Here is a 14,759-nt window from a genome sequence, read left to right as displayed (position 1 = left end):
TGTAGAAGGAATAATGAAATATATGGTAAATTAATAGATAAGATTAATGAAAAGTGGTGAACAATCATGTTAGAAAAATTTCCAGTTAGCATGTCAGCTTTCCAGCAAGACCGAATGATTCGAGTATATCTTCCGAAATCCTACAACAATGAAACGAAACGATATCCAGTCCTCTATATGCATGACGGGCAAAACGTTTTTGAAGATGAGGGAGCAATTAAAGGGGTATCTTTAGGAATGAAAGACTACTTGGATGAAAGCAGCCTTGAAATTATTGTTGTCGCCATTGATCAAAATCCAGAGGGTGACGAGCGGGTCAACGAATACTGCCCATGGGTTCATGGTGAAATCAGCAAACAAATATTAGGATATGCCAGCCTATCAGGGGGCAGAGGCAGAGAATATCTAGATTTTGTGGTAAAAGAACTAAAACCATTGATAGATAAAAAGTACCGTACGTTGGCGGATCATACTTCAATGGCTGGGATCTCATTAGGCGGTCAAATTTCTACATATGCAGCCTGCCGATATCCACAAATTTTTAAACGAATTGCTGCTATTTCGCCTGGTTTTTATCGAAACCAAGAGGAAATCGAGAATCTAATACGCAACTCCGACTTATCTGCAATTGAGAAGTTTTATATGGATTTCGGAACAAAAGAGGTTGGCCAAGATGAAGAAATGAATGAGGTATTCCTCGGATTAACAAATCAAGTCGTTGAAATTTTGAACGATAAAAAGGTAAATCTTCACTTTCAATGGATTGAAGGTGCAGAACATGCCTATATATTTTTTCGAAAAAGAATCCCTGACATGCTGTCCTGCCTATTTTCGGATTTAAAATAAGATGACGGATAAATGAACAAAAAAGAAAGGTATGGCTGATAATACCCCATACCGGAATTCCTATTATCGATAATATTATTTTAATGGGGAAAACATTACAAATGGTGCCTGACACCCTATTTCTTATTTCCACCTTGTTAACCTGTTTTTGGGTTGTTGTTGAGTTGTTGATAGATTTTTTGGTAGTCGGCGGCTTCTTTGGATAATCCTTTGTATTGATACATTTTACTGATTTTTTGTACGGGTGATGGGTTTTGTGGCTGCAGTTCCATTTCCCAGAAGAAGCAGTCGATGGCTTTATCGAATTGTTTAAATTCAGCATAGTAATCCCCTAACTCCATCATGCGATCAGGATCTTCTACTAATGTAATCATTTCATTAATTTTTCTCATCACTCCTGATTGTGGGTATAGCTTTTCAATAGCTAAGAGTTTATTGTGGACGGATGGGAGATCGTGCTCGTTAAGCATATTTACGGCAATTTGGAAGATTTTATCCTCCAATTGCTTGGTATTTTCCGTGTGGGAGAGGTGTTGCAAGAAAGGAGCGAATTCGTCCAAGTGTGATAAGACGAATTTGGCATCACAATTTTCCCAAATGATTTCGAGGGCGTCATCATAGGAAGACGGCAGGTCGTGAACAAACTTGAATAGGCAGGAGGCTGCTTGTTCATAATTTCCTTTATTAATCATCGTCCACAAAATCACTTTTGAATCAGGTAACACTCGGAACGGATTGATTCTCAACTGCCCTAAAACGAGCATCCATTCTTCTATCGTGATAAATCCCAATGCAATATCCGTATACTGTTCTATGGTTTGAGGGTTTTGAAGACGATTCGCATTTTCCAGCCACAGCAATAACGCAGTTAAACCATCTTGTTTACGTAAGACATTTTCTAATACCATGCGTTCGTTTGAATGAGAGCGATTTTTGAAACAGTGTAATTCCACAAATAGAGGATCCTTTTGACTGATGGATGGGTAGTCTAAGGACTGGTAAAAATTTTGGTAGGAAGTGAATTCGTGTGAAGCCATTCGTTCCTTTGCAGATTTTAATGAAGGTACAAAATCAGATAAAAGTTGCAGTACCTGAAACGATTTCATAAATTTCCCGCTTCTTCTCAGGTGAAAGAAAATCTTATCAATCATCCCGATCAGCTGATCTTTTTCAAAAAAGGAATCTAAAGTTGTCGCTATATAAGTTACTTCCTGTAACGAAAAGTGTTGTTGAAGTTGAGAGAAAAGTTTATTTTTAATTGGTATCGAGACGGATACATGGGGGATTAATGCGGTTAAGATGGGATGTGAAGTTTCAATAACAATCCCTTCATGAAATGCTTTGTTTATAAATGTACCTTCTTCTATTTTATCAAGCTTGGCACCATAAATTAGGGAATTTTTATAGTAAATAAGATAAACGTTTTCGTCATCTGCGGTTATTACTTCGATTACCTTGGTTCTTGAAAAAATTGCCGCTCGACGGACCTTCCCTTTTTCAACTATCTTTTTATCTCTAATTGATATTTCCGTTGACTTAATCATTTCGTTATCCATTTTACCTTGCCCCCCATCATTATAGTCACCTATTTTACATTTATTATAGCATATATTAGAAAATGGAATGCATAGGATCAACTAGTCGCCTATCCCCCCTATCCTAACATAACTTTTTTGAATATATAATTTAAGGTATGGCTAATTACAAGCCATACCTTTCATGGTTAAAATGGTTTTAAGATCATCAGGGCAATGATAATTAAAAAAATCACATTTTCAAGGTGTTCAAATCGAAATAACACCTTTGATAAACGCCAATATTCTTCGGGAATCTCTTCGCCTTTATGTGTGGCTAATAGTTCTTTTACCGGCTTTGATCTTGGTGACAGAACAAGCGGGCCAATAGCAAGCGCCGCCAAAAAGAGGACAAGGCTTGTTACATACCACCCCATTCGGAACAGGATTGGATTTAAAAAGCCCATGGTTAAACCAGTAACGAGTAACAGCATGCCTCCCACCATCACAAAAATATGTAATTGATGTCTAATCTTATATGAATGCCTTAATTCCGTCATTGTTTTCCCGGATTTTACAACTGTTGTTAAAATAAACCCTGGCCCCATCCCCAAAATAGCTGAAAAAATATGAATGAATACAACAACTTTGTAGAAAGTAATCACTGGTGCCGACCTCCATTATGTACATGCTCCCATTTTACCATAAACATTGTGACAACACTGTGATATCTTACTCTATGAAAATGTTTTGTAGATTTCCCGCCATTAATTTCTTACATTAATAATGATATAATACAAGAAACATTGTGAGTAAAATGGACCTGAAAGGGAGCTGCTATCATAAATATTTTTGTTAAGTTTATATTTATAGCTTTTGGATTTTTAGCACTCGGTTTAGGCATCTTGGGAATTATTTTGCCCCTATTGCCCACCACTCCGCTATTACTGTTAGCTTCCTTCTGCTTTGTAAAAGGATCGAAACGGTTTGAGCTCTGGTTCAAAGGAACGACACTTTACAAACGTCATTTAGAGAACTTTGTAAAAGAACGGGCAATGACCTTGCAGCAGAAGCTGACCATCCTGTTATTTGCGGACGTCATGATTGCCATTCCTTTTTTCATACTCGACAGTTATATCGTGAAAGGTTTGTTGTTATTAATTGTTGTTTACAAATACTATTATTTCATCTATAAGATTAAAACGGTCCAAATGGCTAAAGCGGAACCAAAATAAAAGGGCATCATTCAAAATGTTGGATGATGTCCTTTTAAAATTCATTCATTATAAAGTATTCCTTTCCTATCTAAATGCAAAACCATATACTCATCGTCATAATAAACACCATCTACAACCAGTGCCTTTTCCTCCAATCCGAACGTTTTAAAACCTAATTTTTGATATAGCTGTTTTGCTTTTTGATTACTAGCAATGACGCCTAAGTTTATTTTTTCAATTGTTTCGATTTCTTTAGCTTGGTTGATCGCTGCTGTCAGCAAGGCTTTCCCCACACCTAATCCTTGTTTCTTTGGGGTGACATACATCGCAAAAATGTTGGCCCTATGCCTTATTTTCACCCGGTCTTCCTGAAGTAAGGTAACCACTCCGATCAGTTCCGCATTCTCAAACGCTCCGAACGTGTAGTTTCCTTCTGCGGCAAAATTACGGGCGGTCTGCTCAACGGCATTTTCCCTTTTTACAGATTCTTCATAGCTTGTTAAAAATGCCTCTGGATTTTGCTTCAATGCTTCTAAGCGTAAGTTCCAGTAACTTTCAGCATCAGATCGGTCTAGTAATCTAATTTCCATGGTTGTTCTCCCCTTTGCCTTAAAGAATAGTTGAATCATTCAACAGGATCTTTTCTATCGCGAATAACCTTAATTAGGAGATCCAGCTTCTCATTTCTTTCTTGATCCATTTTGGTTTTATCATTCATAAATTTAATTGTTCTTATAATGAAATAAATACCAAAACCTAGAATCACTAAATAAATCAAAATTGGTATTATAGCAAAAAGGCCAAACATATCTATTCGTTGCATGAAATAAACACCTCCATAATTGTTAAGTTGCACCAATATTATACCCGAAACCAATAACCTCGAATGGATACTTTTCTAGGGAATTTTTTGGCCGAACGGGTTCCAATAAAAATTATCTATAAAAGTTTCGCCATATAGTATTCATCTACAAATTCTCCACTGATAAAAAGAGAATCTTTTTTTGTTCCTTCTATCTCAAATCCCATTTTCTTATACAACGCCACTCCGGGTTCATTCCGGATTACCACCGTTAACTCTAATCGGTGAAGACTTTTTTCCCTTGCCCACTCTTCTAATCTTTTAAACAGTTTTGTTCCAATCCCTTGTCCTCTATAATCCTTTAAAATTCCAATAACAATATAGACTGAATGCTTTGTTCTACTTGCGGTGCCGCCAATCGCGAACAGATATCCAATCAATTTATGATCTTTTTCTACTACGAAAATAGTAGAGTTTTCGCTATTTTTCATGTTCTCAATTCTTGTTCTTTGCTGTTCTGCTGTAATCTGTCGTTCTCCAGCTTCCATCAGCATGTAATCTGACTCTTCCTCAACCTGCCGAATTAGGTGCACCAAGTTTTCTGTATCTGAGATTTTTATTTCTCTAACACTCACAACAGATCACTCCCATCACGTTGTTTTTTATTATAGCTTTTCGTTTGGATCCATGCTTTCGTTAAATGTGTGTATTATTCCCTTTATTTCCATATAGAACGATATGCAGATAAGAAAGAACTCCCACTAACACACCAGAACCAAACAGAATGGAGCCGATAATGACAAAATTACGGACGAAGTTGTTAACTAGTAAATCATAATCCAGGGTCAATTCCCTTCCTGCAGAAAGCTCACCATCAAGCCATATTTCGCAAATAGATGTGCCAAAATAAAAGCTTAAAAACATCAGAAGCAGACCGCATCCTGTTAGCAGGGATGATACAGTAGTTAATTCCTTTACTTTTTCTTTTGACATGATGCTCCCCCTTTACTCTTTTACCCGTCATCTATCCTTTCCGGGCATTATCATAAATGCCTGAACGCGTTGGATCACAGCTTTTATGGCTTCAATCGATGCTACGATATCACCTTTAATTTCTAATCCATGATCTGCATCCGGAATCACAACCGTGGCTACTAGCGGATTATTTTTCAGCGAAGTGATTCGGTCTTCTATATAATGATGATCCTGATCGCCAATCACACAAAGGGCAGGCCGGTCAGTAGTTAAAAGTGCTTGATACACATGGTCATCTTTCAATAGTGGAGTCAGCCAAATGCCTATCGCATCATGGATAAAACTTTTTTGAGCCCATTCCAATGCCATCGGAATCGTCCCAATCGATTTACTCATAATAAAATGCTTATCATACACAGTATCTTTTAGAACTTCCTCGACAACCGCCTTTACATCTTCATACATCCATTGGTCTTGTTCGGGTTCACTAAGCAGTTTGAACTGATCATTTTTAGCAAGTTGGTAATTTATATGAAGAACATCAATGTTATGGTTGATGCATATACCCGTCGCATAATGAAACAGCGGCCGCTGAGTGGAATAGCCTAGCCCTGGAAGCATGATACAGATTGAGTGATTCGGTTGTTCACTGCGAATCCACGTATAGGGGATGGTCGAATACTCATTTCTTACTAATTGATCTTCTAAAATTTGATACAATTCATTCACCTCATTGGTTGATTGCTAGGATAGACTGCGGGAAAAGGGTTATGATAATCCCAGCAGATGACGGTCGCACTATCACGGCCAGAATTCTTATGAACTTGCTGCAAAATATGTTCCACCTTTGAGCGAATCTGCCCTTCATAACAATCCGCGAAAAGACGGGAAGAGGTCTCATAATATCGGCCAGCACACTCCAGCACACCATCTGTTAGCAAAACAATCCGATTTTGGCCGGTTCTAAGTTCGCGAATTCCGGAAGAATAACAAGGGATAGGTAATGAAAAGGTATTGATCTGCCCAATCCACTCATAAAACTGACGTTGGTTTAAGGCGTATTGTCCTAATTTATGTAATTCTTCGTGGAGGATATAAATGACGCAATCACCTATTGACAGCCACCAAAGGTAATTTTCTTTTCTGACACATAGCAGGCAGGCGGTTTCACCTTGGATTTGTTTGCAGGATGCCAGAAAGGCCTCAGATTGAAAAATGGAGAGGATATGTGACTCACATGATTTAAGGGCAGTATCTATTGGTTCCTCTAAAATGATGGCAAGCTTGTCAAACTCATTTTCAATAGTTTTAATCACTAATTCGACACTTTCAGAACTATTATGTCCATCGAGAATCATGCCGAACTCCCAGTCCGCCCCCTTCATCACCATAGCGCCATCTTCATTTTTAAAAGCACCAGCCAGTCGGTTCCCGCCATATCTTCCAAGGACCATTTCTTCACATGACTCGACTTTGATTTGGTCGATATACGGTGCTTCCTGCCCGTTCCATTTCAGCTTCCGAAATGGCTCCCGGTTCTCATTAGACTCCAATTTTACACCCCCCATTTGCTCAGCCGTCTATCTCAAAATCAATTTCATAATTTAACCCGTTAAATGCCATGTTAATAATAAAAGTAAAGAAGGTCATAAAATGAAAAAACTACTGCTAAGAATTTTGACTTCACTTGTTTTTTTCACTGCGTGTGCATTTCCAATGGAATTTTTACATACAGCAAATGCCCAACAGAAACCGATTCCTCCATATGCGAAGTTTGGTAAGCTGGCCATGGAGAAAACACACGAAAAGTATCCAAATGCCAAAATTATTGATTATCTTCATATCGGAAGAATAACCGGCCCACATTCTTCCACGGAAAAATTCAAGCTTTGGTTAAAGGATAACAGTCGAGAATTTGGCGTTTTTGTAAATATAGAATTTAATAATAAAACAGAGAAAGTCATGAACATAACGTTCAAGGAAACGTCAAGATAATCTCAAGTTCATTGCGTGATAAAGGGAAGGGCCACTTTCCTTTATCACGTCCATCATCCTACTACCAGGTCTGCACGCTGATGCGGCTTGTGTTCTTTCATATACATATCTTCGGAAACCATCCAATTGTCTTCCCATATTCTACGCGCATCTTCCCCATCCCTTTCAATGCCGCGTGACAGCCTTGTTTCCCTTGGGCAGTCAACCCAAATGGTAAAATCATATAGATTTGATAATTCGTGCCGCGTTGAATAGACACCCTCAATAATGACAATACCTCCAATTGGAACCTTATGCCATTCTGCTAACCTGTCTGATTCCCAATCGTAACGCTGATAGTGCCCCTCCTGGTCTTGACGAATTGGTTCAATCACTTGTTTCAATACTCTTTTCCAGTCAACATCTGCACCTATTGGTTTCTCCTTAGGGTGTTTATGAATGATTTGATCTGAGGGAAAATAAAAATCGTCCATATGCACAACCGTAACGTTAGAACATTTTTCTTTTAAAAATTTGGCCAATGTACTTTTTCCTGCCCCCCCGCAGCCATCGACCCCGATTAAAAGGGTGTTTTGCTTTCTAATCATATGGTCAATCGCCTTTATTAAATGTTCGATAGACTGAAAAATTCCTCTTTGGATTGGAAATTCCATTAAAATCCCACCTTTCATTTTTTTATTACAATAACCTAATTTTCCCTGAGCACTTTCATCCTGCCTATTTATCAAGAAACTTGATTTCTGTTATCATTCCGCTCTTTACAAAGCCGATGTTTTGATAAACCTTATTGGATGCGGGGTTGCTGATATCGGCGTATAGCATTGGGATTAACCTTTCTTTTTCTAAAATGGTACACAGCTCTGCTGTCAACGCACTTGCATACCCTTTTTTCCGCAGCCCAATTGGTGTAAACACTGAGTTGATGCGACCGTATTTTGCTGAGCGGTGAGAAATATTTGCCATCGATACTGGTTTTCCATCTACCTGCCACAAATACAGGCCGCCAGCTTCAATGATCGTCTCTGCCTTCGAAAGCTGTGATTCAGGCTCAACCGAACTATTGAAGGCATCTCTGAGGAAACCAGAAAGATAGCCTGCAACGGTTTTCACATCTTCTGCTGCAGCTTCTCTAAATTCCCCGCGAACATTACTGGGCTTAAGCACTTTTGGACAATAATAAGATTCCATCGTCATCTCTTTTTCCAAACGGATGTCCTTCTTTTTTGAATAAATCTCCGCAAACCTTTCTACAGTATCCGGGGCTCCAGTAATACCAGAAAGCGAAACATTCTTCAGTTCGATTGCTAGTTTTTCAAACATATCGTCCTGTTTGCCAGCTGCTAATTCTTGAGAAATCCATAACCATCCCTTATGCCCTGGTGTGTGGGCAAATATCATGCTGCCCTCCGCTGTTTTGAGGCAAAGAGAATCGCTGCCTTCGCTAATACGATAAAGTAGATTATATTGAACCTCATCACCCGCAAAAAGACTCCCCTCAGCCATTGCCGGATCATTTAAAATAAGTTTCGTAAACATGACAACCCCTCCCAAACATTAAAAAGATCAATAACAAAAGACCATAAAAAACGGGTCCAATTCTTATGAGATCAACCAATCTAAAACCAATAAATTTTACATAATTTTACCACGTGGCCCTTTATATTCCTATCAAAAAAATAAAGGCACCATGTGAAATTTTCACATGGTGCCTGACACCCTTTCTCATATACTCTCTTGTTTTAAGGTATCAATGATGTTTTCCTTTTTTACTTTGCCGCTGGAGTAGAGCATGGCGGAGCCAACGATGATAAATACAGCGGCAATCGCGTAGATGATACTGATCCATGGCAGTGTAAAGCTATAGCTGAAGCTGTTCATCATTGACCTATGGATTAAATACATAACGGCAATGCTAATAGGAAGCCCATAGAGCAGCGCCTTGATGCCATAAAATATACTTTCATAGTTAATCATTTTGTTAAAGCCTTTTGGTGTCATTCCAACAGATTTCAGCATGGCAAATTCCCGTTTTCTTAGCGAAATCGAGGTTGAAATCGTATTAAAAATATTGGCAATTGATATCGCTGTAATTAAGGCAATAAAACCATACGTAAATACCGACATAAGCATGATCATCTGTTCTTCCTGTTGTCTACTTTGATAAACATTGTGAATGTATAGGTTCCCCTCTTTTATTTCTTCAATATCCTGTTGAGTTTTCATTGGGTCCTTTGTCTTCAGGTAGAGGTATGTCTGAACATATTCTTGCAGCTTATCAGTAAGCAGCTGATCCATCGCTTGTTCTGAAACAATAATGGTTACCCCTCCAACTCTTGCTGGTGTAATACCCATCGGAATTTTATCTGTTAAAGCAGTAATTTTCACTTTATTTATTAACGTTTCTTTTTCGGCGTCCTCATCATAAAAATTCAAATCGATACTTTGGCCAGTTCTCATACGAATAGACTTTGTTTTAACATATTTCCCTGTTGCCTCATCCTGATATGAAATCCTATCAATGACAATGCCTCTCATTTCTTCTGTATTTATTAGCTGCTCATAATCAGCATGAATTTCTTTTGTATAAGCTTTAAGGTTCTTCTCATTTAATGCATAGATTTGAACATAAATAGGATATTTTCCGTTCTCAAGTATACTCCGGTCCTGCTTCACCGTTTGTTGTATTTCGTCGGGGAGAGAAGCTTCATCCATTGAAGTGTTCATGTTTAACTCTCTAACCACACTTGATTCCGTTACATCTTCAAGAGACGAAAATGTTTTAAGCAACTTCTGATTTTCTTCAGTTACCTTATCGCCTGATTGAACTGAAATATCATAATTTATTCCTTCTTGCGATAGTACAAGTGATTTTTTCAGGTTGTCTGTAAAATAAGAAACTGTTAGAAAGAGAACGATACTAATTACAAGGGAAAAAACCGTTGCTTGGTATTTACGCTTATTCCTCTTTAAATTCTTTAAGCCTATTTCTGCTTCAATACCGAATAGCTTCCGAACAAGCTTCGATGTTTTCACTGCTTTACCCGTCAGCTTCACCTCATTTGTTTGGCGAATCGCATCAATTGCAGAAATTTTCGAGGCCTTTATCGCGGGTAGATACGTAGAGATAAAGATTGTCACGATTGATACCCCACAAGCAGTGAGAATGGATAATGGTGTAACAATTACATTTAGCTCTTCCTCTAGCCCTAATGCTCCTTGAATCACTGAATTAATCGACCAAAAGGTAACCCCAATTCCAAGAAGACCGGCAATAATTCCCATTGGGATACTGATGCATCCAATGATAATTCCTTCAAAAAATACCGAATTACGCTTCTGCCTTTTTGTTGCACCTACACTTGCAAGCATTCCTAAATGACGCGAACGCTCAGAAACAGAAATAGCAAAGGCATTATAGATTAATGAAACAGAACCAATGATAATGACCGCCATAATGATGGCCATTAAAGAAAAAAGCGTGCGATGCAGACCATAATTATTGGTTACACCGTAATAGCGTAATAACTCATTATTAAATTGCGGAGATTTGATACTGTTTTGCTTGGCTAATTCCTTCGCATGATTATATAAGGAGCTCCTAACCTTTTTTAACACAACCGTTGCATTAACAGGATCATTTGCCCCGATGGTACTTTCATCTACATAGCTGATAATCGTATAACCCGGAGCCCACGTTGGTTCCCATGTTGGACGTTTAATAAAGCCTACAACTGTGTAGCTTACGGTCGTTTTATTTGTCAAACTCTCAGATGTTTTCTCATCGTATATCTGTACAGGGTCCCGCTGTTCAAAGACATGATCCGTAATATCTGGCATCATCCGCTGCCCAACCTCAAGAGTTAGGTGATCGCCAATCTTGTATTCTACTTTGCCATTCGTGGCAATGTGCTCGGAAAGAACAACCTCATTGCTTGCTTTCGGCAGCCGCCCACTGCTCAGTTCAATCGGAAACTGTTTAAAGCCTTGAGCATTGTATTCTTTGACAAACAAGTAAGGTTTGCTTTCATTTTGTCCGCCTTCTAATAAAGCGTAGCCGCGGTCACGTGAAAGGACCACCTTTTTTGTTTCCTTATCGTTTTTTATTGCGTTAAGCTGCTCATTGTTGACATCCTTGTAAAGGACATGCCACTCACCCTCGCTTGCAATCGTCTGCCTTTGCATTAAATCCATAAAGGAAACACCGAGGGTTGCTACTGCTGTCACCATGGCGACAGAGATAATAACGCCAATGATGGTTACTAGCGAGCGCCGCTTATTTTGCTTCAAATGACGCACCGTTAATTTATTAACTATATTCACGGACGAATCACCTCGTCTTTTGCGATTCTGCCATCTTCAATCGCAATGACTCTATCCGCCTGCAGGGCAATTCGTTCATCATGGGTAATCACTAGCAGTGTTTGCTTATACGTTTTATTAAACATTTTTAATAAATCAATAATTTCGCTGCTATTCTTGCTATCTAGGTTACCAGTGGGTTCATCAGCAAGCATAATCGCAGGATTACTAATCAGCGCCCGTCCGATAGAAACCCGCTGCTGCTGTCCGCCGGATAGCTGATTTGGCAGATGATGCAGGCGATTCTCCAGTTTAAGAATTTTTACAATATCATTAAACTGTTTTCTGTCGACTTTATGTTCGTCAAGCAATAATGGCAGGGTAATGTTCTCTTCCACTGTTAAGACCGGAATCAGATTATAAAATTGATAAATTAAGCCAATTTGCCGGCGCCTAAAAATTGCCAGCTGCGTTTCATTTAGATTATAAATGTCTGTATGATCCACGAGGACCTTTCCGCTTGTTGGCCGGTCGACCCCGCCAAGTAAATGGAGCAGCGTTGATTTCCCCGAACCGGACGGACCAATAATCGCGACAAATTCGCCTTTTTTCACTGAAAAAGAAACATCATCTAGCGCCTTAACTGCTGTCTCACCTTTTCCGTACATTTTAGTCAGATGTTCTATTTTTAAAATTTCCATTATGGTAAAACCTCCATATTCATGCTGATGTTTCTAGTTTATCTGGCTAAAATGACTTTCCAGTGACTGTTAAGTGACAATTTAGTCACTTACTATTGTTTTTCATTATCAAAAAAGTGGCATGTCGACAGTAAAATGATCTTAAGCGACAGTTTTTCGGTGCCATCCGACAGTAAACCGGTGTTATCCGACAGTAACTTCAATTCATCCAACAGTAAACCTGCACCTTGCCTCAGTTAGGACAGCAGCTTCATAAGTTGGACCACTTATCCGGCTTATATCACCTGTTTATAAAACTTAATTCGAAATTGTGTCCCCTCACCATTTTTACTTTTCACCTCGATATCGCCATTTTGATGGGTGATGATGCTATGGGCCATTGCCAGACCAATACCGACGCTATCCTCACCGGCATTCTTTCCTTTGTAAAAGCGCTTAAAGATATATGGAATATCTTCCTTTGGAATTCCTTTCCCGTTATCCGCAATGACGATTTCCGTAAACAAAGGGTTTTCTGAAAATGAAATGGCAATTCTCCCGCCGTCAGCAGTATGTTCGACACAGTTTTTTAAAATATTGATAATGGCTTCGATAGTCCAGTTAAAATCGCCAACAAATGAGACGGTTCCTTCCCCATCCATCGAAACGGTCTGTTCTTTAATGTCCATCGGAATGAGGACAGGTTCTAACGATTTTTGCAGCAATCGTTTCACAGCAATCACTTCTTGCTTAAATTGGACCGTTTCAGCGTCAATTTTTGAGAGCTTTAATAACGAAGAGACCAGCCATTCAATTCGTTCAAGCTGTATTCGGATGGTACGGGTGAATTCACTTCTTTTTACAGGAGGGAGATTGGCATCGCTTAACAAATCTGCCATCATCATCATCGAGGTTAATGGGGTTTTAAGCTGATGCGATATATCAGAAATCGCATTGGTGAGCTGGATTTTATCTTGCTTCAAAAGCCCGCCCTGTTCTGATAGCATAATGGTCACTTTGTATATATTGTTTTTTAAAATACTTAACTCACCCTCGAAATTATCTCGGACATCGAGTGAATAGTCACCACCGCTTATTTGACGCAGATAGCTGGACAGCTTCGCGATTTCATGATATCTCCAACCTGTAAAAACGAGGCAGCAGCCAATTAATAAAGCAGAAACGATAAAAACAAGTACCATGGCAGCAATAGAAACAAATGACGCAGCCACGGTACCTCCTATAGAAATTAGGCACATTGTTACAATAAGCACTCGCACCTCGCGATTTCGCAGCATCTAATCACCTACCTTATAACCTAAACCACGTACGGTTTTGATAATCTGGGGAATTTGTGGATTGTCCTCTAACTTTTCCCTTAGTCTTTTTATGTAAACGGTTAAGGTATTATCATTGACGAAGTCCCCGGCAACATCCCAAATCCTTTCTAAAAGCTGATTACGTGAGAGAACTTGTCCAATATGGTTCGCAAAAATGAGGATTAAGCGATACTCTAACGCTGTTAATTGAACCTCTTCGTTATTTTTATAAACCTTTCCTTCAAGTGTATTTATGCTGACATTCTGTATTTCAATAATGATTTTTGACTGTGGCTGCTTTTGATATCTTCGCAGGACGGTTTTAATCCGCGAAATCAGCTCACGAATTCGAAACGGTTTGGTTATGTAATCGTCTGCTCCCATATCAAGCCCCATTACGACATTAACTTCATCATCAATCGCCGTTAAAAATATGACAGGAACATCACTTCGCTTCTTCACCAGCTTACACAGCTCATAGCCGCTTCCATCTGGAAGGGATAAATCAAATAAGCATAACGCAATTTGGTCTAAGTCCTCTGCTAATACCTTCTCCGCCGAGGCGGCATCATGGCACAGAATCGTGGAAAACTGATCCTGCTGCAACGAATATTCAAGACCAGAAGCAATCGTTTTATCATCTTCTACAAGCAAAATTTTCAACATCTGCATCCCGCCCTTCACCTCCCTATTATAACAGCATAAAAAGGTGTCAGGCACCATGTGAAATTTTCACATGGTGCCTGACACCCTTAATAAGTTTATCATTGTAGAATGGAGAATAATCTCCCGTGTTTTGTTTTAGAGCACTTTACTGGATTCTTGGTTCCTCTGGTGAAAATTTGTGACCAATGGTATGACCTGCAAGCTTTTCGGGATTTGCATTGTTTGTGATGATTTTGTATGCATCCCATTGAGACATTACCGGCTGGATCTGATGTTCAGGTACGATAATCCCCTTTTTTTGCAAGTGTTTGAAAACGCTGTCAGACATTCTTCTCTACCCCTTTCATGATTCCATTAAGTAATCCCTGATGAAAAAATCATGAGGTCCCCCTTGTTATATTATATCAGTCTTAACTGGAAATTGTAAGCGTTTTCATAATATTTAG

Annotated in this window: 18 protein-coding genes; 3 read left to right on the top strand and 15 right to left on the bottom strand. The window is 39.0% G+C overall.

Annotated elements, in window-relative coordinates; translation table 11 throughout:
* Window positions 1-66: 66 nt before the first annotated feature.
* On the top strand, window positions 67-846 hold the full coding sequence (locus FAY30_RS05035; protein WP_149868852.1) for an alpha/beta hydrolase: 780 nt from the start codon (window positions 67-69) through the stop codon (window positions 844-846).
* 137 nt (window positions 847-983) lie between these two features.
* Here FAY30_RS05035 and FAY30_RS05030 read toward each other — a convergent pair whose 3' ends face one another.
* Both FAY30_RS05030 and FAY30_RS05025 read right to left on the bottom strand, forming a co-directional pair.
* Window positions 984-2,402 carry a tetratricopeptide repeat protein gene (locus tag FAY30_RS05030; RefSeq protein WP_149868851.1) on the bottom strand — a complete coding sequence of 473 codons (1,419 nt, stop codon included), beginning with the start codon at window positions 2,400-2,402 and terminating at the stop codon, window positions 984-986.
* 167 nt (window positions 2,403-2,569) lie between these two features.
* Entirely contained in the window at window positions 2,570-3,025 is a 456-nt protein-coding gene (locus FAY30_RS05025) for a DUF2269 family protein (protein ID WP_149868850.1), read from the bottom strand.
* Between the two features lie 174 nt (window positions 3,026-3,199).
* Here FAY30_RS05025 and FAY30_RS05020 point away from each other — a divergent pair, with 174 nt between their 5' ends.
* Window positions 3,200-3,595 (top strand): DUF454 family protein, encoded by a 396-nt coding sequence (locus FAY30_RS05020; RefSeq protein WP_317845707.1) that lies wholly within the window; start codon window positions 3,200-3,202, stop codon window positions 3,593-3,595.
* 41 nt (window positions 3,596-3,636) lie between these two features.
* On the opposite strand, the gene FAY30_RS05015 is transcribed toward FAY30_RS05020, so the two are convergent.
* From FAY30_RS05015 to FAY30_RS04990, 6 genes are all read right to left on the bottom strand, one after another.
* Window positions 3,637-4,167 carry a GNAT family N-acetyltransferase gene (locus FAY30_RS05015; protein ID WP_149868848.1) on the bottom strand — a complete coding sequence of 177 codons (531 nt, stop codon included), beginning with the start codon at window positions 4,165-4,167 and terminating at the stop codon, window positions 3,637-3,639.
* A 35-nt stretch (window positions 4,168-4,202) separates the two neighbouring features.
* Window positions 4,203-4,400: a hypothetical protein gene (locus tag FAY30_RS05010; protein ID WP_149868847.1), complete on the bottom strand. Its 198-nt coding sequence runs from the start codon at window positions 4,398-4,400 to the stop codon at window positions 4,203-4,205.
* Window positions 4,401-4,516: 116 nt separating this feature from the next.
* Window positions 4,517-5,014 (bottom strand): GNAT family N-acetyltransferase, encoded by a 498-nt coding sequence (locus tag FAY30_RS05005; protein WP_149868846.1) that lies wholly within the window; start codon window positions 5,012-5,014, stop codon window positions 4,517-4,519.
* A 61-nt stretch (window positions 5,015-5,075) separates the two neighbouring features.
* On the bottom strand, window positions 5,076-5,372 hold the full coding sequence (locus FAY30_RS05000; RefSeq protein ID WP_149868845.1) for a hypothetical protein: 297 nt from the start codon (window positions 5,370-5,372) through the stop codon (window positions 5,076-5,078).
* Window positions 5,373-5,399: 27 nt separating this feature from the next.
* A complete protein-coding gene (locus FAY30_RS04995; protein ID WP_149868844.1) occupies window positions 5,400-6,074 on the bottom strand; it encodes an alpha/beta family hydrolase in 675 nt (224 codons plus the stop codon).
* A gap of 5 nt (window positions 6,075-6,079) precedes the next feature.
* The gene (locus FAY30_RS04990; RefSeq protein WP_411675475.1) at window positions 6,080-6,907 is read right to left on the bottom strand and encodes a PP2C family serine/threonine-protein phosphatase; all 828 of its coding nucleotides are present in this window, start codon (window positions 6,905-6,907) and stop codon (window positions 6,080-6,082) included.
* A 100-nt stretch (window positions 6,908-7,007) separates the two neighbouring features.
* Between FAY30_RS04990 and FAY30_RS04985 the strand changes: the two genes are divergently transcribed.
* A complete protein-coding gene (locus tag FAY30_RS04985) occupies window positions 7,008-7,349 on the top strand; it encodes a DUF3889 domain-containing protein (RefSeq protein ID WP_149868842.1) in 342 nt (113 codons plus the stop codon).
* 53 nt (window positions 7,350-7,402) lie between these two features.
* Here FAY30_RS04985 and FAY30_RS04980 read toward each other — a convergent pair whose 3' ends face one another.
* From FAY30_RS04980 to FAY30_RS04950, 7 genes are all read right to left on the bottom strand, one after another.
* Complete coding sequence (locus FAY30_RS04980; protein ID WP_149868841.1) at window positions 7,403-8,002, bottom strand: uridine kinase family protein; 600 nt, start codon at window positions 8,000-8,002, stop codon at window positions 7,403-7,405.
* A gap of 64 nt (window positions 8,003-8,066) precedes the next feature.
* Entirely contained in the window at window positions 8,067-8,885 is an 819-nt protein-coding gene (locus FAY30_RS04975; RefSeq protein ID WP_223820899.1) for a GNAT family N-acetyltransferase, read from the bottom strand.
* 186 nt (window positions 8,886-9,071) lie between these two features.
* Window positions 9,072-11,669 carry an ABC transporter permease gene (locus tag FAY30_RS04970; protein ID WP_149868840.1) on the bottom strand — a complete coding sequence of 866 codons (2,598 nt, stop codon included), beginning with the start codon at window positions 11,667-11,669 and terminating at the stop codon, window positions 9,072-9,074.
* Window positions 11,666-12,349, bottom strand: a complete 684-nt coding sequence (locus tag FAY30_RS04965) for an ABC transporter ATP-binding protein (RefSeq protein ID WP_149868839.1) — start codon at window positions 12,347-12,349, stop codon at window positions 11,666-11,668. Before FAY30_RS04965 ends, FAY30_RS04970 begins: the two co-directional genes overlap by 4 nt.
* A gap of 275 nt (window positions 12,350-12,624) precedes the next feature.
* A complete protein-coding gene (locus tag FAY30_RS04960) occupies window positions 12,625-13,626 on the bottom strand; it encodes a sensor histidine kinase (protein ID WP_149868838.1) in 1,002 nt (333 codons plus the stop codon).
* Window positions 13,627-14,310, bottom strand: coding sequence for a response regulator transcription factor (locus tag FAY30_RS04955; protein ID WP_149872602.1), 684 nt, complete (start codon window positions 14,308-14,310; stop codon window positions 13,627-13,629). It abuts the gene before it with no gap.
* 148 nt (window positions 14,311-14,458) lie between these two features.
* A complete protein-coding gene (locus FAY30_RS04950; protein ID WP_149868837.1) occupies window positions 14,459-14,641 on the bottom strand; it encodes a hypothetical protein in 183 nt (60 codons plus the stop codon).
* Between the last annotated feature and the right edge of the window lie 118 nt (window positions 14,642-14,759).

This window comes from Bacillus sp. S3, assembly GCF_005154805.1.
Taxonomy (GTDB): Bacteria; Bacillota; Bacilli; order Bacillales; family Cytobacillaceae; genus Neobacillus.
This window is presented reverse-complemented; position numbering and strand designations above follow the sequence as displayed.